Origin of the sequence: Rhodanobacter denitrificans (assembly GCF_003335105.1) — a bacterium.
Taxonomy (GTDB): domain Bacteria; phylum Pseudomonadota; class Gammaproteobacteria; order Xanthomonadales; family Rhodanobacteraceae; genus Rhodanobacter; species Rhodanobacter denitrificans_A.
The window spans coordinates 166,621-184,468 of the sequence record NZ_QFWQ01000008.1; the positions used below are offsets into that span (position 1 = coordinate 166,621).

At 67.5% G+C, this 17,848-nt stretch carries 17 protein-coding genes and 1 riboswitch; of the genes, 2 read left to right on the forward strand and 15 right to left on the reverse strand.

The window, feature by feature from the left end:
• Nucleotides 1-71: 71 nt before the first annotated feature.
• Both hemP and DEO45_RS13815 read right to left on the reverse strand, forming a co-directional pair.
• Complete coding sequence (gene hemP, locus DEO45_RS13810) at nucleotides 72-272, reverse strand: hemin uptake protein HemP (protein WP_114344729.1); 201 nt, start codon at nucleotides 270-272, stop codon at nucleotides 72-74.
• Between the two features lie 73 nt (nucleotides 273-345).
• A complete protein-coding gene (locus DEO45_RS13815) occupies nucleotides 346-1,320 on the reverse strand; it encodes a potassium channel beta subunit family protein (protein WP_114344739.1) in 975 nt (324 codons plus the stop codon).
• A gap of 98 nt (nucleotides 1,321-1,418) precedes the next feature.
• Between DEO45_RS13815 and ahr the strand changes: the two genes are divergently transcribed.
• Nucleotides 1,419-2,432, forward strand: a complete 1,014-nt coding sequence (ahr, locus tag DEO45_RS13820; RefSeq protein WP_114344741.1) for an NADPH-dependent aldehyde reductase Ahr — start codon at nucleotides 1,419-1,421, stop codon at nucleotides 2,430-2,432.
• A gap of 246 nt (nucleotides 2,433-2,678) precedes the next feature.
• Here ahr and DEO45_RS13825 read toward each other — a convergent pair whose 3' ends face one another.
• The 12 genes from DEO45_RS13825 to glyA form a co-directional block, all read right to left on the reverse strand.
• Nucleotides 2,679-3,497 (reverse strand): hypothetical protein, encoded by an 819-nt coding sequence (locus DEO45_RS13825; RefSeq protein ID WP_147269699.1) that lies wholly within the window; start codon nucleotides 3,495-3,497, stop codon nucleotides 2,679-2,681.
• A gap of 241 nt (nucleotides 3,498-3,738) precedes the next feature.
• Complete coding sequence (locus tag DEO45_RS13830; protein ID WP_114344745.1) at nucleotides 3,739-4,251, reverse strand: phosphatidylglycerophosphatase A family protein; 513 nt, start codon at nucleotides 4,249-4,251, stop codon at nucleotides 3,739-3,741.
• Nucleotides 4,248-5,216 carry a thiamine-phosphate kinase gene (gene thiL, locus DEO45_RS13835; RefSeq protein ID WP_114344747.1) on the reverse strand — a complete coding sequence of 323 codons (969 nt, stop codon included), beginning with the start codon at nucleotides 5,214-5,216 and terminating at the stop codon, nucleotides 4,248-4,250. The genes DEO45_RS13830 and thiL overlap by 4 nt, the downstream gene beginning before the upstream one ends.
• Before the next feature lie 21 nt (nucleotides 5,217-5,237).
• Nucleotides 5,238-5,780: a GNAT family N-acetyltransferase gene (locus DEO45_RS13840; protein WP_114344750.1), complete on the reverse strand. Its 543-nt coding sequence runs from the start codon at nucleotides 5,778-5,780 to the stop codon at nucleotides 5,238-5,240.
• Complete coding sequence (gene nusB / locus DEO45_RS13845; protein WP_114344753.1) at nucleotides 5,780-6,226, reverse strand: transcription antitermination factor NusB; 447 nt, start codon at nucleotides 6,224-6,226, stop codon at nucleotides 5,780-5,782. Before nusB ends, DEO45_RS13840 begins: the two co-directional genes overlap by 1 nt.
• Nucleotides 6,226-6,687 carry a 6,7-dimethyl-8-ribityllumazine synthase gene (gene ribH, locus DEO45_RS13850; RefSeq protein ID WP_114344755.1) on the reverse strand — a complete coding sequence of 154 codons (462 nt, stop codon included), beginning with the start codon at nucleotides 6,685-6,687 and terminating at the stop codon, nucleotides 6,226-6,228. Before ribH ends, nusB begins: the two co-directional genes overlap by 1 nt.
• A gap of 114 nt (nucleotides 6,688-6,801) precedes the next feature.
• Nucleotides 6,802-7,746 (reverse strand): muramoyltetrapeptide carboxypeptidase, encoded by a 945-nt coding sequence (ldcA, locus tag DEO45_RS13855; RefSeq protein ID WP_114344757.1) that lies wholly within the window; start codon nucleotides 7,744-7,746, stop codon nucleotides 6,802-6,804.
• Nucleotides 7,747-7,902: 156 nt separating this feature from the next.
• Nucleotides 7,903-8,994 (reverse strand): bifunctional 3,4-dihydroxy-2-butanone-4-phosphate synthase/GTP cyclohydrolase II, encoded by a 1,092-nt coding sequence (ribBA, locus tag DEO45_RS13860; protein ID WP_114344759.1) that lies wholly within the window; start codon nucleotides 8,992-8,994, stop codon nucleotides 7,903-7,905.
• Between the two features lie 143 nt (nucleotides 8,995-9,137).
• Nucleotides 9,138-9,779, reverse strand: coding sequence for a riboflavin synthase (locus DEO45_RS13865; protein ID WP_114344762.1), 642 nt, complete (start codon nucleotides 9,777-9,779; stop codon nucleotides 9,138-9,140).
• Nucleotides 9,780-9,907: 128 nt separating this feature from the next.
• Nucleotides 9,908-10,090: riboswitch (FMN riboswitch) on the reverse strand.
• Nucleotides 10,091-10,199: 109 nt separating this feature from the next.
• Nucleotides 10,200-11,261 carry a bifunctional diaminohydroxyphosphoribosylaminopyrimidine deaminase/5-amino-6-(5-phosphoribosylamino)uracil reductase RibD gene (gene ribD / locus DEO45_RS13870; protein WP_114344764.1) on the reverse strand — a complete coding sequence of 354 codons (1,062 nt, stop codon included), beginning with the start codon at nucleotides 11,259-11,261 and terminating at the stop codon, nucleotides 10,200-10,202.
• A 153-nt stretch (nucleotides 11,262-11,414) separates the two neighbouring features.
• Nucleotides 11,415-11,927, reverse strand: coding sequence for a transcriptional regulator NrdR (nrdR, locus tag DEO45_RS13875; protein WP_114344766.1), 513 nt, complete (start codon nucleotides 11,925-11,927; stop codon nucleotides 11,415-11,417).
• A gap of 96 nt (nucleotides 11,928-12,023) precedes the next feature.
• Complete coding sequence (glyA, locus tag DEO45_RS13880; protein WP_114344769.1) at nucleotides 12,024-13,277, reverse strand: serine hydroxymethyltransferase; 1,254 nt, start codon at nucleotides 13,275-13,277, stop codon at nucleotides 12,024-12,026.
• Between the two features lie 188 nt (nucleotides 13,278-13,465).
• Here glyA and ettA point away from each other — a divergent pair, with 188 nt between their 5' ends.
• Complete coding sequence (gene ettA, locus DEO45_RS13885; RefSeq protein WP_114344771.1) at nucleotides 13,466-15,133, forward strand: energy-dependent translational throttle protein EttA; 1,668 nt, start codon at nucleotides 13,466-13,468, stop codon at nucleotides 15,131-15,133.
• A gap of 155 nt (nucleotides 15,134-15,288) precedes the next feature.
• On the opposite strand, the gene DEO45_RS13890 is transcribed toward ettA, so the two are convergent.
• Nucleotides 15,289-17,616, reverse strand: a complete 2,328-nt coding sequence (locus tag DEO45_RS13890; RefSeq protein WP_223250876.1) for a GH92 family glycosyl hydrolase — start codon at nucleotides 17,614-17,616, stop codon at nucleotides 15,289-15,291.
• Nucleotides 17,617-17,848: the final 232 nt, after the last annotated feature.

Below are 17,848 nucleotides of genomic sequence, written 5' to 3' on the forward strand. Positions count from 1 at the left end.
ACGGACGCGGGCCACCGGCCCGACGAAGACGTACGGGCCATCGCCGGCCGCGCGGAAGACCGGCGTCGCCGCTACTTGGTCAGGATCAGCTTGTCGTTGCGGGTCAGGCGCAGGTGGTACTCGCTGCCCTGATGCTGGATCACCAGTTCGCGTTCACCTTCCAGCAGCGCCTGGCTGGAGACGCGTCGGGCGATCGTCGCGACTGGAGCCGGCAATGCCGGCCGCGGGATGGGGCGTGACGAGGACGGTTGGCGCAGGGACAGGACGGGCATCGGGATTTCCAGCGAAGGCGGCGACGCCTTTGATGATAATGATTCTCATTATACTGTCAACCGCCTTCCTCCATCACCCCGCCTCGACGACCCGCCGGATCCGCTGCGCCACCGCCGCATCCAGTCGCGGCAGCAGTTCCAAGGCCTCCAGGTTCTGCTCCAGCTGTTCGCGCTTGCTGGCCCCCAGCATCACGGTGGAGACGTGCGGATTGAGCAGGCACCAGGCGATGGCTAGCTGCGCCAGGCCGGTGCCCAGTTCGGCAGCGATCGGCTGCAATGCGCGCACCTTGGCCAGGCGCTCGTCGCCGTGGCCCAGCACGCTTTCGCGCAGCCACTCGTAGCCGGGCTGGGCCAGCCGCGAGTCGGCCGGCACGCCGTCGTTGTACTTGCCGCTCAACAGGCCGGACGCCAGCGGAGACCAGATCGTGGTGCCCATGCCATAGGCCTCGTACAGCGGCGCGTACTCCACCTCCACCCGTTCGCGGTGCAGCAGGTTGTACTGCGGCTGCTCCATCACCGGCGCGAAGAGATGGTTCTCGCGGGCGATCCGGTGCGCCTCGTGAATCGCCTCGGCCGGCCATTCGCTGGTGCCCCAGTAGAGCACCTTGCCCTGGCGTACCAGCGTGTCCATCGCCGCGACGGTTTCCGCGATCGGCGTGTCCGGGTCGGGGCGATGGCAGAAGTACAGGTCCAGATAGTCCACGCGCAGGCGCTGCAACGCCTGGTGGCAGGCTTCCATCACGTGCTTGCGCGACAGCCCGCGCTGGGTCGGCAGCGGCTTGTCGTACGCGCCGAAGAACACCTTGCTGGAAACGCACCAGCTGTCGCGCGGGAAGCGCAAGTCGGCCAGCACGTCGCCCATCACCTGCTCGGCCACGCCGTTGTTGTAGGTTTCGGCGTTGTCGAAAAAATTCACCCCGCGCTCGTGCGCCAGCGCCAGCAGCTCGCGCGCCTGCGCGCGCCCCACCTGCCGGCCGAAGGTGACCCAGGCGCCGAACGACAGCGCGGAAAGCTGCAGGCCGGAGGTACCGAGTCGACGGTAAAGCATGGGGATGCTCCTGTGGCGGGAAAGGCCGCCAGCATGTCCAATCCTCGGGCGCGATACAACGGCGTAGTCTTGTGTTCCCGCCACCACCGGAGTTCGCCATGTCCTCGATCACGGGCTGGGCCGCCAGCGCGGCCGGCCAACCGCTGAAGCTGGCCACGTTCGACGTGGGTGACCTGGGCGCCGAGGAAGTCGAGGTGGCGGTCGACTACTGCGGCATCTGCCACTCCGACCTGTCGATGATCGGCAACGAATGGGGCGGCTCGCGCTATCCGTTCATCCCCGGGCACGAGGTGATCGGCCGGGTCGTCGCGCTGGGCGCGCAGGCAAAGGGCTTGTCGATCGGCCAGCGCGTCGGCATCGGCTGGACCGCCGGGAGCTGCATGCATTGCCGCCAGTGCCTGTCCGGCGACCAGAACCTGTGCGCGCAATCGGTGGCGACCATCGGCGGCCACCACGGCGGCTTCGCCGACAGGTTGCGCGCGCACTGGGCGTGGACGATTCCGTTGCCCGAAGGCATCGACCTGGCCAGCGCCGGCCCGCTGCTGTGCGGCGGCATCACCGTGCTGAAGCCGTTCCTCGCCTACGACATCAAGCCCACCGCGCGGGTCGGCGTGGTCGGCATCGGCGGGCTCGGCCACATGGCGGTGAAGTTCGCCGCGGCGTGGGGCTGCGAGGTCACCGCGTTCACCTCCACCATGGCCAAGGCCGACGAGGCGCGCGGCTTCGGCGCGCACCGCGTGGTCGCCAGCCGCGACAGCGCCGCGATCAAGGCGATCGCCGGCTCGCTCGACCTGCTGCTGGTCACCGTCAACGTGGCGATGGACTGGAACGCATTGCTCGGCACGCTCGCCCCGAAGGGCCGCATGCACGTGGTCGGCGCGGTGCTGGAACCGATCCCGGTACCGGCGTTCAGCCTGATCGGCAAGCAGCGCGAGGTCTCCGGCTCGCCCACCGGCTCGCCGGTCGACATCGCCCGCATGCTGGACTTCGCCGCCCGCCACGACATCCGCCCGCAGGTGGAAATGTTCCCGATGGCGAAGGTCAATGACGCCCTTGCCCATCTGGAAGCGGGCAAGGCTCGTTACCGCATCGTGCTGGAAGCGGCCAGTTGAGCGCCTGCTGCACCACCTGGCGCAGGCGCTCGATGCCTGCGCCAGGTGTTCGAACCGCAGGCGCTGGCGCGGCCCCTTCCGGCGCTTCCCGTGCATTACCGCCCGACTATCGCGATCCAACGCGTAGCGCTGCTTTTTACCCTGGGTGCTCCGGATGCAGGCACCCGACACAGCGCAACCGGCTTCGTGTCGAGTCAGGACACGACACAAAACCGGCTCGCTGATGCCGGCATTCCAGGCCCGGGCTTACTCTTCCTTGAAACTTGTTACCGTCTTGCTTGTTTCGAGGCTGGGGTTTTTGGAATGAATGAGGACGGCAACGCCATATTTCTCAAGATAGCCATAACGCGTGATGCCTATCACGACGCCATTGACGTTCAAGGAATGACATTCCACGTCGTGCGCCGGGCCTTGAATCATCGGATTTATCTGCGAGGCCGGATAGGATTTGCCAGCCGAACAGTCGTAGCGGACCTCGATCGTTGCCGAGCCCGGCATGTTGGTGGTCTCGGTCGCCGCATAGGAAAAATGCGAACCCTCGACCGAACCATCAATGTGGTTGACGCTGATCGTGTCAGCAATGGGCGGCATGGTCGTGGCATTCACCGAAATGCCCTGGGCGCGCAGCGCCATGACACCTCTATAGTTCAGCGCGAAGAAATAACTCTGCTCAAAACCATTCAACTTCGTCACGCCCACCTGTCTGACAAAACCATTGCCGGCATTCTCGTAAATGCTCTCCGACTCGGATGAAACCGGCACTGCCACACCCATCTTGTCGACCACGACCTTCGATTCGATGCTTATGCGCTTGAAGCCGACCGGCTTCGCACCGTGCTGCGTTATGGCGTCGAAAACGTTCTTCGGCAGCGTATCGGGCGAATACTGCTGATGGAGGTAAGCATCCTTGTCATGCAGCGCAACGGCGACCGAGTTGGTCGGGTTTTGAGCAGAAACTCCCACGCCTTGCGCAAAAGCCGTCGACATGGGCAGTACCACGACCAAAGCCGTAAAAATATTCCTTGCTACGAAATCCATCCTTTCCCCCTGATTTTCAACTTGCATTCCTGGCCATCCGGAACGAAGCCAGCTGCAGAGGCCTGGTTGCAGACCTCCCCTTGCGCCGGAATGGGACACAAAACCGGTCCGGTCATCATGCACGACGCTCTGCGGGCCGTGCAAGATCATTCCAAATGAATCGCATACCGAAAGCTACGACCGGCTGAAAGTCCGATCGACGTTTCGTATTTATTTGCGACGCCGCGTTGAAAATCGATTCGCTACTCGACGTTTCCGGCTTGCAGCTTCATGCGCCGTATTCGAGTTTGAACGACAGGTACAGTACCGCCGCGGCGAAAACCCCGGCCACGACGTCATCCGCCATCACGCCCATCCCGCCTTTCACGCGCCGGTCCAGCCAGCGGATCGGCCACGGCTTCCACACGTCGAACAGGCGGAACAGCACGAAGCCGCATGCGATCGCCCACCACGGTGCGGGCAGCACCAGCAGCGGCAACAGCGCGATCCACTGGCCGATGAATTCGTCCCACACCAGGCTGCGGTGGTCGTCGACACCGAGCGCACGGCCGGCCACGTTGCAGGCCCATACGCCGATCGCGAAGCCGGCCACGACCGCCAGCAGATAGAACGGCAGCGGCAACCGGCGCAGGAACAGCCACGGCAGCAGCGCGGCCAGCGAGCCGAAGGTGCCCTGCGCCACCGGCGCCAGGCCCGAACCGAAGCCGCAGGCCAGCCAGCCCGCCGGCGTGGCCAGCAGGGCGCGCCGCTGCTCTGCACTGAGGGTCTTCTTCGCGCTCACGCGAAGTGCTCCCAGCCTGGCCGGTCCGTGGCCAGCCACGAGCCGTCGGCGGCACGCACCCGCACGCATTCGCCCTCCACGATACGGCCGATCTTCGTGGCGCCGCAGCCGAGCCGGGCCAGGCCGGCCTGCAGTTCGGCGACGCGGGCGGCCGGCGCGGTGAAGCACAATTCGTAGTCGTCGCCGCCGCTCAGGGCGAAGTGCAGCGCGGTGGTTTCGTCGTACAGCTCCAGCAGCGCCGACGAGCGCGGCAGCCACGCCGCCTCGATCTCCGCGCCGACGCCGCTGGCCGTGCAGATGTGCCCGAGGTCGGCGATCAGTCCGTCGGAGATGTCGATGCACGCCGTGGCCTGTCCGCGCAGCGCGGCGCCAGCCGCCAGCCGCGGCGTCGGGCGGTTCAGCCGCTCGCTCAGGAACGCGCGCAGCCCGGCGCGGTTGTCGTCGTCGCGCGGCGGATGCTGCACCGCATGCAGGCCGGCGGCCGCGTCGCCCAGCGTACCGGTGACCAGCACCGCGTCGCCGGCACGCGCACCGGCGCGGGTGAGCGCCTGGCCCGGCGGCACGAAGCCGTGCACGGCCACGCTGATCGTCAACGGCCCGCGGGTGGTGTCGCCGCCGACCAGGGCCAGACGCTGCGGTTGCGCCAGCCTGGCGAAACCCTCGGCAAAACCCTCGACGAAGGCCGTGTCCGCGCTGGGCATGGTCAGCGCCAGCAGCGCCCAGGCCGGGCTGGCACCCATCGCGGCGAGGTCGGACAAATTCACCGCCAGCGCCTTCCAGCCGATATCGGCGGCCGCGGTGCCGCGCGGAAAGTGCACGCCCTCGACCAGGGTGTCGATCGCCACCGCGAGTTCCTGCCCGGCCGGCACCGCGAGCACGGCGGCGTCGTCACCGATGCCGATGCGCACGTCATCCCGCGCTTGCGCGGCGTGCCGGCGGATCAGTTCGATCAGGTCGAATTCCATCGGGGAAGCCCCCATGCAAGGTCAGCGGCTGAACACGAGGGTGGGGCTGTCGTGATAGGTCGACGGTTGCCACAGGCGGAAGCCGGCTTTCTCCGCGACCCGGATCGACGCCTGGTTCTCCGGCGCGATGATGCACACCATGCGCCGTTCGGGAAACTGCACCTCGGCCCAGGCCGCGATCGCCGCCACCGCCTCGCTCGCATAGCCGTTGCCGTGCACCTGCGGCGCCAGTACCCAGCCGCACTCCAGCATGTCCCGCAACGAGGGTTGCAGTTCGCGCGCGAAGTCGGCGAAACCGACGTCGCCGACGTAGCGGCCGCTGGCTTTTTCCTCGACGGCCCAATAGCCGTAGCCGAGCAGTGCCCACAGCCCGCGATACTGCAGCAGCCGCTTCCACACTTCCTCGGCGGTGAACGGGCGCCCGCCGATGTGGCGGGTGACCGCGGGATCCGACCAGATTGCCGTGCAGCTGGCGTGATCGCCGGCCTGGTGCGCGCGCAGGCGCAACCGCGCGGTCTCGATTTCCGGCACCTGGCCGCCCGGCGACCCCGCGGCGCCCGGCATCAGCCGCGCTTCTCGACCGCGCGCAGTTCGCCGGCCAGCTTGTCCAGCACGCCGTTGACGTAACTGTGGCCGTGGTCGGCACCGAAGCGCTTGGTGACCTCGATCGCCTCGTTGATCACCACGCGATACGGCACGTCGGGGCGGAACTTCAGCTCGTATGCGGCCAGCCGCAGCGCGGCCCGTTCGATCGGGTCGACCTGCGCCACTTCGCGATCGAGATGCGGGCGCAGGCTGGCGTCCAGTGCGTCGACGTTCTTCTCCACGCCGTGCAGCAGGTCCTCGAAGTAGTCGAGGTCGGCCACTTCCATGTCCTGCTCGTGGCGGAACTGCTCGATCACAGCGTTCATGTGGCTGCCGGAGAGCTGCCACGCATACAACGCCTGCAAGGCGCGGCGGCGGGCGCGCGAGCGCGCGGCCAGATCGATGCCTTCAGGACGCGTGTGCATCACAGCTTCCCGTACAGGTTGACCATCTCCAGCGCGGCGACCGCGGCGTCGGCGCCCTTGTTGCCGGCCTTGGTGCCGGCGCGCTCGATCGCCTGCTCGATGCTGTCGGTGGTCAGCACGCCGAACGCCACCGGCACGCCGGAGCTGTAGGCGGCCTGGGCCAGGCCCTTGGCGCATTCGCCGGCGACGAAGTCGAAATGCGGGGTGGCGCCGCGGATCACCGCGCCCAGCGCGATCACCGCGGCGTACTTGCCGGAGTTCGCCAGCTTGTGCGCGGCCAGCGCGATCTCCCACGCGCCCGGCACGCGGACCAGTTCGATCGCGTCGTCCTTCACGCCGTGGCGCAGCAGCGCATCGCGCGCGCCGGCCACGAGGGGTTCCACGACGAAGCCGTTGAAACGGCCGGCGACGATGGCGAAACGGCCTTTCGGGGTGGCGAAATCGCCTTCGATGGTCTTCATTGCGGATTTCCTTGGGTGGACGCGCGGCCCATGCAGAGCGGGCATTTTACGGGTTTGCCGGGGATCCTGCCCGATTGGATCCCTCTCCTGCTTGCCCCAGGGGAGGATCCACGCTCAAACGCCGGGCGGCAAATGCGGATAGCCGCTGAAGGACAGTTGCGCCTTGCCGCCGGCGACCTGCAGCCGCGCCGGTGCACCGAACGGCAGGGTGAACTTGTCCGGCTCGTGGCCGACCGGCAGGCCGCCGAGCACCGGCAGACCACTCGCCCGGCGGATCTGCGCGAAGCTGTCGGCCAGGTCGTAGCCGTTGTCGTAGCTGCTGGGCCGGCACTGGCTGAAATGGCCCAGCAGCAGCGCGCGCTGGCGCCCCAGCACGCCGGACAGGTGCAGCTGGTACAGCATCCGCTCGATCCGGAACGGCGGCTCGCCCACGTCCTCGACGAACAGGATGCCGCCGTCGATCCCGCGGCCATCGATGCCCGGGAAATACGGCGTGCCGAGCAGGCTGCACAGCACGGCCAGGTTGCCGCCCCATAGCGGCCCCTCGACGTCGAGTTCGGCGTCGGCCGCGGTGACCCACTCGACCTGCGCCGAAGGGGAGCGCACGGTGTCCCAGAAGTGCCGCCAGGTGAATTCGCTGAGCGCTTCGGCGCCGAAGTCGGCGCCCAGCATCGGGCCGTTGAACGTGCACAGGCCGCTCTTCGCATGCAGCGCCAGTTGCAGGGCGGTGAAATCGCTGTGGCCGACCAGCACGGCGTTGCCGCCGCCGAGCCGTTCGCGCAAGGCGTCGTAATGCAGTTGCGCCAGCAGGCGGGTGGCGCCGTAGCCGCCGCGGATCGCCAGCGCGATATCCGGCAGTTCGTCCAGCGTGGCCAGCGCATTGAGGTCGCCGGCCCGCTGCGCGTCGCTGCCGGCGTAGCGCTGCTCGCTGCGCTCGAGCACCTCCAGGCCGCTCAATGCGCAACCGGCCTCGCGCAATCGCGCCACGCCGCGCGCCATCGCGGCGCGGTCGTGCGGGTAGCCGGAGGGGGCGATCAGGCGGATGCGGGTTTCAGACATGAGTCGATCATACGGTGCCGAAGCAATGGCTGCAGGGCGGAGTCATGGCGGACCAGAGCCGCTGCGTAGGGCGGGTACCGCCCGCCGCTGTACGTCAAGCACAAGACAAATGCAAAGGCCGGCGGGTAGTACCCGCCCTACGCAGCGAAGGTGGTTTCAGACGTATTCGACCACTTCCAGCCCGAAGCCACCCAGGCCGACCATCTTGCGCGGCGTGCCGAGCACGCGCAGGCGGCGCACGCCGAGGTCGGCCAGGATCTGCGCGCCGAGGCCGAGCTGGCGCCACTCCTGCTGCTGCGCCTCTTCCGGCGCCTGGGTACCGGGCTGGCGGTTGAGCCGGGCCAGCAGTGCCTCCGGGGTGTCTTCGCCGGACAGCACCAGCAGTACGCCGCGATCCTCGTCCGCGATGCGGCGCAGGGCCGAGGTGACGGTGAGGCCGAGATCGTCGCGCTTCAGGTGCAGCACGTCGGACAAGGTGTTGCGCACGTGCACGCGGGTCAGCACCGGCGCGCCGTCGTTGACCCTGCCGCGCACCAGCGCGTAGTGCAGGCCGCGGCGAATCGCGTCACGGTAAGCCACCAGCCGGAACGGGCCGAACTCGGTATCCACGTCTTCCTCGTGCACGCGCTGCACGGTCTTTTCGGTTTCCAGGCGGTAGCGGATCAGGTCGGCGATGCTGCCGATCTTCAGGCCGTGCTTCTGCGCGAAGATTTCGAGCTCCGGCCGGCGCGCCATCGAGCCGTCCTCGTGCAGGATCTCGATCAGCACCGCCGACGGCTCCAGCCCGGCCAGCGCGGCCAGGTCGCAGCCCGCCTCGGTGTGCCCGGCACGGGTCAGCACGCCGCCCGGCTGTGCAGTGAGCGGAAAGATGTGGCCGGGCTGCGACAGGTCCTGTGGCTTCGCATCGGACTTCACAGCCACCTGGATCGTGCGCGCGCGGTCGTGCGCCGAGATGCCGGTGGTGACGCCCTCCGCCGCCTCGATCGAGACGGTGAAGTTGGTGTGGTAGACCGAAGTGTTGTCGCTGACCATCGGGCGCAGGCCGAGCTGCCGCGTGCGCTGCTCGGTGAGCGTGAGGCAGAGCAGGCCGCGCGCCTCGCGCACCATGAAGTTCACGTCCTCCGGCCGCACCATCTGCGCGGCCATGATCAGGTCGCCTTCGTTCTCGCGGTCCTCGTCGTCGAGGAACACGACCATGCGGCCGGCGCGGATGTCTTCGAGGATTTCGGGGATGGTGTTGAAGGCCATGGGATTCGGGAGTCGGATAGGGGATTCGGTGAAAGGCCCGTCATTCCAGCGCAAGCTGGAATCCAGTGTCTTCCGCTTTGCCATAGCTAGACGTGAAGACTAAAGGCACTGGATTCCGACTTCCGCCGGAATGACGGCAAGGATCAGGCGAAGCCGTGCTGCTTGAGGAAGGCCTCGTCCAGCTTCGGCATCCCGCCAGCGGACAGCAGCCGCTCGATGTAGCGCGCCACCACGTCCACCTCGATGTTCACCGCGTCACCCACGCGGCGCACGTGGAACGCGGTGTGCTCGACGGTGTGCGGGATCAGGTTGACGCCGAATCGCGAGCCCGACACTTCGTTGACGGTAAGGCTGGTGCCGTCGATGCAGACCGAGCCTTTCGCCGCGATGTAGCGCGACAACGCCGCCGGCACTTCGAACGTCCAGCGCTGCGAGCGGCCATCGGGCGCGATCGAAACCACCTTGCCGAGGCCGTCGACGTGGCCGGAGACCATGTGCCCGCCCAGCCGATCGGCCAGGCGCAGCGCCTTTTCCAGGTTCACCGGGTCACCGGCCTTCAGCTGGCCCAGCGAGGTCAGCGACAAGGTTTCGTTGGAGACGTCCGCGCTGAAACCGCGCGGCTCCAGCGCGATCGCGGTGAGGCACACGCCTGAGACGGCGATCGAGTCGCCCAGCTGCACGTCGGCGAGGTCGAGGCCGGCGGTATCGACATGCAGCCGCACGTCGCCGCCGCGCGGTTCGAGCCGCGCCACGCGGCCCACGGACTGGATGATGCCGGTGAACATCAGCGCACCTCCGGCGGGAGGGGGATGGACCGCATGGATGCAATGGCTTTCATGAAACGTATCCCGCATGTTGTGAGCGAGTACGCCTCAAGGCATGGGGCCAGGCACGCGCCGTGAAGCGCCCGCCCTGCCGTCTTCTCTTTATCCGGACTGTGAGGAAGCGGTCGCCCGCTTCCAACCGTCGGCTCCGGCATTGGACCGGATCTGCTGACCTCACGGCGGTTGCCGTGAGCGCTCGCGGGCTCGCCCCCAAACCGTAAAAACCGGGGCCTACCGCCGGTGGGGAATTTCGCCCCGCCCTGAAGACGCTATGTAATGTCTGCCGACATCGCCGGCTGGCGAAGTCTAGCACCGCCGCCCCGCCGGCTCGCGTTCTGCCGTGGCGAATGCAGCGTTCGCCGGTGCGCACACCCGAACGGATCACGCCGGGCGCAATTGCAGCCTCCAGTCGGCACCGAGCATGCGCTGGTCGACCACCCGCAGCTGCCAGCGCAGCGCCATCTCGCCGAGTGTCGGCAGTTGCAGCAGCGGGCGGGCGGCGTCGCCCAGCAGCAGCGGGGCGACGTAGAGCAGCAGTTCGTCGACCAGGCCGGCGGCGAACAGCGCGCCGCACAGGGTCGGGCCGGCCTCCACCTGGACCTCGTTGCAGCCTCGCCCGGCCAGATGGGCCAGCACGGCGCGCAGGTCGAGCGCGTCGTCCGGCGTGGCCAGCGCCAGCCGCTCGACCCGCGCGAAGCGGTCGTCCTTGCAGGAAGCCGCCGCACCGTGCAGCAGCAGGGTTGGCGCCGAACCGTCCAGCACATGGCTGCCGGCCGGCGTGCGCAACCGACGGTCCAGCACGACGCGCAGCGGCGGCATGAACGCCGCGTCGTCGGGCAAGCGTACGGTGAGCTGCGGATCGTCGCCCAGCACGGTGCCGCTGCCGGTGAGAATCGCCGAGCTGCGCGCGCGCCAGCGCTGCACGTCGGCGCGTGCGGCCGCGCCGGTGATCCATTTCGATTCGCCGCTGGCCAGCGCGGTGCGCCCGTCCAGGCTCATCGCCAGCTTCACCCGCACGAACGGACGGCCGCGCTCGATCCGGCTGAAGAAGCCGCAGTTCAGCGCGCGCGCCGCTTCACGCATCAGACCGGATTCGACGGTGATGCCGGCGGCCCGCAGCTTGCCGATGCCGCGGCCGTCGACCTGCGGGAACGGATCCTCCGCCGCGATCACCACCCGTGACACGCCGGCGGCCACCAGCGCATCGGCGCACGGCGGCGTGCGGCCGTGGTGCGCGCACGGTTCCAGCGTCACGTAGGCGGTGGCACCGCTCGCCCGCTCGCCCGCTTCGCGCAGTGCGTACACCTCGGCATGCGGCTCGCCGGCGCGTTGATGAAAGCCGGTGCCGACCACCTCGTCGTCGCGCGCAATCACGCAACCCACGCGAGGGTTCGGCTGGGTGGTGTACAGGCCGCGCTCGGCCAGGCGCAGGGCATGCGCCATGTGGATGTGATCAGCCGCCGAAAAAGAGTCGGTCACGATGCCGCGCCTTGGTGGGAGCGCACCCCAGTGCGCGAAAAGCTTGCGATACGGCGACATTTTCCGCGCACGGGGTGCGCTCCCGCAGGGAAGCCAAAGCCCCCTGCGGGTGTCACGTCATTTGCCTTCCCGCTTGCCGCCGCCAAGCAAGGGCAGCTGCAGATCGGACAGCCCCGGCAGGTCGCGCTCGAGCTTCTCGATCTCCTCGCGGAACGCATGCACGTCCTCGAACTTGCGGTAGACCGAGGCGAAGCGCACGTAGGCGACCTGGTCGAGGTTCTTCAGCTCGCGCATCACCAGTTCGCCGACCTGGCGCGACGGCACCTCGCGCTCGCTGCTGCGGCGCAGGTCGTTGATGATCGCGCGCACCGCGGCGTCCACCGCGTCACTGGCCACCGGGCGCTTCTGCAGCGCCCGCTCGAAACTCACCCGCAGCTTGCGTTCGTCGAACGCCTCGCGCCGCTCGCCGCTCTTCACGATCGCCGGCAGCTTCAGCTCGGCCGTCTCGAACGTGTTGAAACGCTCACCACACTGCGGACACTCGCGCCGACGGCGCACGGTGGCACCGTCCTCGGCAAGCCGCGAATCGATCACGCGGGTGTCTTCGTGCTGGCAGAAGGGGCAATGCATAAGTTCAGGAGTGAGAGTAGAGAAGTGAGAAACGAGAGGAAAGCATCAGCGGCGGCTTTTTCTCACTTCTCACTCCTTTCGACTCACTTCTCGCTTTCAGCCGTACACCGGGAACTTCCGGCACTGTGCCGTCACCGCCTCGCGCACGCGGGCGATCACCGCTGCGTCGGTCGGCGCGTCCAGCACGTCGCAGATCCAGTTGGCCAGTTCGATGCAGTCGGCCTCCTTGTAGCCGCGGGTGGTGACGGCGGGGGTGCCCACGCGCAGGCCGGAGGTGACGAACGGCTTCTGCGGGTCGTTCGGCACGGCGTTCTTGTTCACCGTGATGTGCGCCTTGCCCAGCGCGGCCTCGGCATCCTTGCCGGTGATCGGCTTGCCGATCATGTCGACCAGCATCAGGTGGTTCTCGGTGCCGCCGGAGACGATCTTGTAGCCGCGCGCGATGATGGTCTTCGCCATCGCCTTGGCGTTCTTCACCACCTGGGCCTGGTATTCCTTGAAGGCCGGCTCCAGCGCTTCCTTGAACGCCACCGCCTTGGCCGCGATCACATGCATCAGCGGGCCGCCCTGGATGCCGGGGAACACGATCGACTGCAGCTTCTTCTCGATCTCCTCGCCAGCGCCCCTGGCGACGATGATGCCGCCGCGCGGGCCGCGCAGCGTCTTGTGGGTGGTCGAGGTGACCACGTGCGCATGCGGCAGCGGACTGGGGTACACGCCAGCGGCGACGAGGCCCGCGACGTGGGCCATGTCCACGAACAGGTACGCGCCGACCTTGTCGGCGATGGCGCGGAAACGCGCCCAGTCCATCACCTGCGAATAGGCGGAGAACCCGGCCACGATCATCTTCGGCTGGTGCTCGACAGCGAGGCGCTCGACCTCGTCATAGTCGACCAGGCCGTTCTCGTCGACGCCGTACTGCACCGCGTCGAGGATCTTGCCGGAGAGGTTCACCTTGGCACCATGGGTGAGATGGCCGCCGTGGGCCAGGCTCATGCCGAGGATCTTGTCGCCCGGCTGCAGCAGCGCGAAGTACACCGCCTGGTTCGCCTGCGAGCCGGAGTGCGGCTGCACGTTGGCGTAGTCGCAGTCGAACAGCTGCTTGAGCCGCTCGATCGCCAGCTTCTCGGCCACGTCCACGTACTCGCAGCCGCCGTAGTAGCGCTTGCCCGGGTAACCCTCGGCGTACTTGTTGGTGAGCTTGGAGCCCTGTGCTTCCATCACCCGCGGGCTGGCGTAGTTCTCCGAGGCGATCAGCTCGACGTGATCTTCCTGGCGCTGGCCCTCGTCGGCGATGGCTTGGGCCAGTTCGTCGTCGTAACCGGCAATCGTGCAGTCCTTGGGGAACATTCTGGCCTCGGCAGGTGATGGGGGATTAGCCGGAAAGTGTAGCGCTGCCGGGCGTTTGCGGCCACCGCCGGGCGGACCCGGGCGGCGGCATCGGCGCGAGGCCACAAGCCGCTATAATGTGCGGTTTGACGAATTCCCTTTACCGTGGCCGCCTCGCCGGCGGCGCGGTGCCCGCTTTCGGAGGTTGCATGAGCTCGCAGTACATCTACACCATGAACGGGGTCAGCAAGATCGTCCCGCCGAAGCGGCAGATCATCAAGGACATCTCGCTCAGCTTCTTCCCCGGCGCCAAGATCGGCCTGCTCGGCGTCAACGGCGCGGGCAAGTCCACCGTGCTGAAGATCATGGCCGGCGTGGATACCGACTTCCAGGGCGAGGCGCGCGCGCAGCCGGGCACCAAGATCGGCTACCTGGCTCAGGAGCCGGACCTGAATCCGGCAAAGACGGTGCGTGAAGTGGTCGAGGAAGGCGTCTCGGTCATCCTCGACGCGCAGAAACGGCTGGAAGAGGTCTACGCTGCCTACGCCGAGGACGGCGCGGATTTCGACAAGCTGGCCAAGGAGCAGGAACAGCTGGAAAACCTGCTGGCCGCGAACGATGCGCATGCGCTGGAGCGCCAGCTGGAAGTGGCCGCCGACGCGCTGCGCCTGCCGGCGTGGGAAGCCAAGGTGGGCCCGTTGTCGGGCGGCGAGAAGCGCCGCGTGGCGCTGTGCCGCCTGCTGCTGTCCAAGCCGGACATGCTGCTGCTGGACGAACCGACCAATCACCTGGACGCCGAGTCGGTGGACTGGCTGGAGCAGTTCCTGCACGACTACCCTGGCACCGTGGTGGCGGTCACCCATGACCGCTACTTCCTCGACAACGCCGCCGAGTGGATCCTTGAGCTCGACCGCGGCCGCGGCATTCCGTGGAAGGGCAACTACACCGAGTGGCTGGAGCAGAAGGACGCCCGCCTGAAGCAGGAAGCGAACCAGGAGAAGTCGCGCCAGAAGGCGATCGCGAAGGAGCTGGAGTGGGTGCGTTCGGCCGCCAAGGGCCGCCAGTCCAAGGGCAAGGCCCGCCTGGCCCGCTTCGAGGAACTGAACTCGGTCGACTACCAGCGCCGCAACGAGACCAACGAGATCTTCATCCCGCCGGGCGAGCGCCTGGGCCAGGAAGTGATCGAGTTCAAGAACGTCACCAAGTCATTCGGCGACCGCGTGCTGATCGAGGACCTGTCGTTCAAGGTGCCGCCGGGCGCGATCATCGGCGTGATCGGCCCGAACGGCGCCGGCAAGTCCACCCTGATGAAGATGATCATGGGCAAGGAGACGCCGGACTCGGGCGAGGTGAAGCTGGGTCACACCACCAAGCTGGCCTATGTCGACCAGTCGCGCGATGCGCTCGACCCGAAGAACAACGTGTGGCAGGAAGTCTCCGGCGGCTCGGACATCCTCACCATCGGCAACTTCGAGATCCAGTCGCGCGCATACATCGGCCGCTTCAACTTCAAGGGCACCGACCAGCAGAAGATCGTCGGCAGCCTGTCCGGCGGCGAGCGCGGCCGCCTGCACATGGCCAAGACCCTGCTGCAGGGCGGCAACGTGCTGCTGCTCGACGAGCCGTCCAACGATCTCGACGTGGAAACCCTGCGCGCGCTGGAAGACGCCCTGCTGGAATTCCCCGGCTGCGCGATGGTGATCTCGCATGACCGCTGGTTCCTCGACCGCATCGCCACCCACATCATCGCGTTCGAGGGCGACTCGCACGTGGAGTTCTTCCCCGGCAACTACAACGAGTACGAGGCCGACAAGAAGCGCCGCCTGGGCGACGAGGGCGCGCGGCCGCACCGGGTGAAGTACAAGAAGCTGGCTTGAGGACAGCTCTTTGCGTTTGCCTCCTCTCCCCTCCGGGGAGAGGATTGAGGTGAGGGACCACGGCTAGCCTCACCCCCATCAAGCCACCAGCCAAAACGCGTGGCCAAGACCGTCTCTCATCCCGCCCTTCTCCCCATAGTGGAGAAGGAGCAGGCTCACCGCCCGTCCGCCGACATCGAAGGCGGCGCATCGGCCGGGTCGGCACCCCAGGCCTTGTTCGGCACGGGACCCATCGTGAGCACCAGGGTGGCGCCGTGGACGATGTCCGCGTGGCTGAACCAGGGCTTGCCCCATGGCTTGCCATTGAGCGTGGCGGACTGGATGTACTTGTTCCGCGCCGAGTTGTTGCGCGCGACGATCTCCAGCGCCTTGCCGTTGCCCATGCGCAGGCGGACCCGGTCGAAGACCGGGCTGCCCAGGATGTAGTCGGAGCTGGACGGATCGACGGGATAGAAACCCATCGCGCTCAGCACGTACCACGACGAGGTCGAGCCCTGGTCGTCCATCCCGGGGTAGCCGTAGCCGCTGGCGTCGCTGCCGTACAGCTCGGCGAGAATGCGCCGTACCAGCGCCTGCGTCTTCCAGGGCTGGCCGCTCCAGGCATACAGATAGGCCGCCTGCTGATCCGGCTGGTTGCCCTGCACGTACTCACCGATCAGGCCGGTGCAATCGCGGCAGATGCCCTTGGCTGTGTAGGGCGTGGAGAAGAACGCGTCGAGCTTGGCGTTGAACGCGGCGCGTCCGCCGAGCAGGTCGATCAGGCCCTGCACGTCGTGCGGCACCAGCCACAGCGTGGACCAGCCCGAGGCCTCCTTCATCATGAAGTTGTAGTAGGGCTCGCCCGGGTCGAACGGTGCGATCCACTTGCCGTCTGCGGTTTTGCCGCGCATGAACCCGGTCGATGGGTCGAACACGTGGCGGTAGTTCGCGGCGCGGTGCAGGAACATCTGCGCCTCGTCGGTCTTGCCGAGCCGGCGCGCGATGTCGGCCAGCGCATGGTCGTCCCAGGCGTACTCCAGCGTGGTGGCGACGCCCGCCTTGCCGCCTGCATAGGGCGGGCTGGGATTGCCCTGCGGCACGATGTCGGAGATCCATCCGTTTTTCATGTACTCGGCGAGATAGCCGCGCGGCCCCCTGGGATCGGTCGCGTTCTTGCGCAGGTACGTGTAGGCGACGGCGTAGTCGAACGGGATGCCGCGCTGCCACGCGCCGTCGTACATCAGCGACGCGTGGTCACCGTGGAACGAGGTGTCCATGTAGCCGCGCTCGCGTGCCCGATCAAGCTCGGAGCGCATGATGTCCTGCACGACCTCCGGCTCAAGCAGCATCAGCAGCACGATCTGATTGCGGCCGGTATCCCAGAACGGCACCGGGCCGTAATGATCGTAGCTGGCGACCTGGGCTTTGCCGTCCGCGCCAGTGAAGTGCTCGCCCTTGCGCGCGAGCAGCCGGGGGCTGGCGAAGGCGTGGTACAGCGTCGAGTAGAACAGCATGCGCTGCTTTGGCGTGCCGCCAGTGACTTCGACGCGGTCGAACAATTGCGCCCACGCCTCGCGTGCCTTGGCATGCACGCGCTCGAAATCCCAACCCGGTTGTTCGTCGCGCAGCCGCTGTTCGGCTTCGTCGGCACTGTGGCCGTGGGCGATCTTCACCAGCACCTGCTCGCCGGCCTTCGTGTCGAAGGTGACGTAGGCGCCTGCATAGCTGCCGGATACCGCACGTCGATCCTGTTCCACGTCCGCGTCGCCGATGCCGTAGCCCGCGTGATCGTGGTTCGCGCGGAAAGTGCCGAAGCCGGCGAACGGCCGCGAGAACTCGGCGACGAACCAGGAGCCATCGGAGTCGCGTTCCGGATGCCCGCCTGTAGTGACGCCGCGGATGGTGTGGTCGTCGACCACCTCCACGTCGCCGCCGGAGCGGCGCAGGTTGATGACGACATGCGATCGATCGCTCGCCGGAAAGGTGAAACGCATCAGGCTGCTGCGCCGCGTCGCGGTGAGCTCGACCTTCGTGTGGAAGGTGGCGAGGTCGATCGCGTAATAGCCCGGCAACGCCTTCTCGCTCGCCTTGTCGTAGGTCGACTGTGCATAGTCGGGCGGCACCGTCCAGTCGCCCACCACCGGCATGATCATCGGCGATGCCTGGCCCCCATAGGTCGAACCGCCGCCGGTGAAACCGATCATCGTCGGGTTGGGGTAGTAGTACGACATGCCGACGCCCGCGGGGTAGCTGAGATCGACATTGAGGTTGACCGGCGTCGCCTCGGTCGAGCCGTGCGGCAGGCTCGCCCCCGGCGATGTCATGCCCGAGTACAGCGGCTCGCCCGGCGGCGGCGCATTGCCGATCAGCGCCTGCCGGTCCAGCGGCGCGGTGCCGACCAGCGGGCTGGCCATATCCACGGCCTGCATCGCTTGCGGCGACGCATCGCCATCGCGGGCATGGGTCGCGGCCACGCTTCCCAACGCATAGACCGCGAGTGCCAAGGCCAGGATCCCGGGGCGATTCCGGATCGACGGGACGCCGTGGCGGGAACGTGCGGCAGATGTATCCATAGTTTTTTTCCGGGGAGGAGGTGATGACGCGTCCCCACCGCGCTGGCCCGATACACGGCAACCGGGGTCGGTGCGAAACGGATGGGCTCGGTCAGGCGGGCAGTCCGTGCTCGCTCGCCCCACACCACCCGGAGTCAGGCAGTGAGCCTGACCTCGGGTGTCC

Bases quoted from the DNA above. Each gene is read 5' to 3' on its own strand.
- DEO45_RS13865 (WP_114344762.1), bottom strand. From the start codon at position 9,779: ATGTTCACCGGCATCATCCAGTCCGTGGGCCGCGTGGCGCGGCTCGAA.
- DEO45_RS13840 (WP_114344750.1), bottom strand. From the start codon at position 5,780: ATGCCGGGCGCCGCGGGGTCGCCGGGCGGCCAGGTGCCGGAAATCGAG.
- ribD (WP_114344764.1), bottom strand. From the start codon at position 11,261: ATGGCGCATGCCCTGCGCCTGGCCGAGCGCGGCCTGTACACCACCCAG.
- DEO45_RS13825 (WP_147269699.1), bottom strand. From the start codon at position 3,497: ATGCAAGTTGAAAATCAGGGGGAAAGGATGGATTTCGTAGCAAGGAAT.
- nrdR (WP_114344766.1), bottom strand. From the start codon at position 11,927: ATGCATTGCCCCTTCTGCCAGCACGAAGACACCCGCGTGATCGATTCG.
- hemP (WP_114344729.1), bottom strand. From the start codon at position 272: ATGCCCGTCCTGTCCCTGCGCCAACCGTCCTCGTCACGCCCCATCCCG.
- DEO45_RS13815 (WP_114344739.1), bottom strand. From the start codon at position 1,320: ATGCTTTACCGTCGACTCGGTACCTCCGGCCTGCAGCTTTCCGCGCTG.
- thiL (WP_114344747.1), bottom strand. From the start codon at position 5,216: ATGGAATTCGACCTGATCGAACTGATCCGCCGGCACGCCGCGCAAGCG.
- ribBA (WP_114344759.1), bottom strand. From the start codon at position 8,994: ATGGCCTTCAACACCATCCCCGAAATCCTCGAAGACATCCGCGCCGGC.
- nusB (WP_114344753.1), bottom strand. From the start codon at position 6,226: ATGCACACGCGTCCTGAAGGCATCGATCTGGCCGCGCGCTCGCGCGCC.
- ldcA (WP_114344757.1), bottom strand. From the start codon at position 7,746: ATGTCTGAAACCCGCATCCGCCTGATCGCCCCCTCCGGCTACCCGCAC.
- glyA (WP_114344769.1), bottom strand. From the start codon at position 13,277: ATGTTCCCCAAGGACTGCACGATTGCCGGTTACGACGACGAACTGGCC.
- ribH (WP_114344755.1), bottom strand. From the start codon at position 6,687: ATGAAGACCATCGAAGGCGATTTCGCCACCCCGAAAGGCCGTTTCGCC.
- ettA (WP_114344771.1), top strand. From the start codon at position 13,466: ATGAGCTCGCAGTACATCTACACCATGAACGGGGTCAGCAAGATCGTC.
- ahr (WP_114344741.1), top strand. From the start codon at position 1,419: ATGTCCTCGATCACGGGCTGGGCCGCCAGCGCGGCCGGCCAACCGCTG.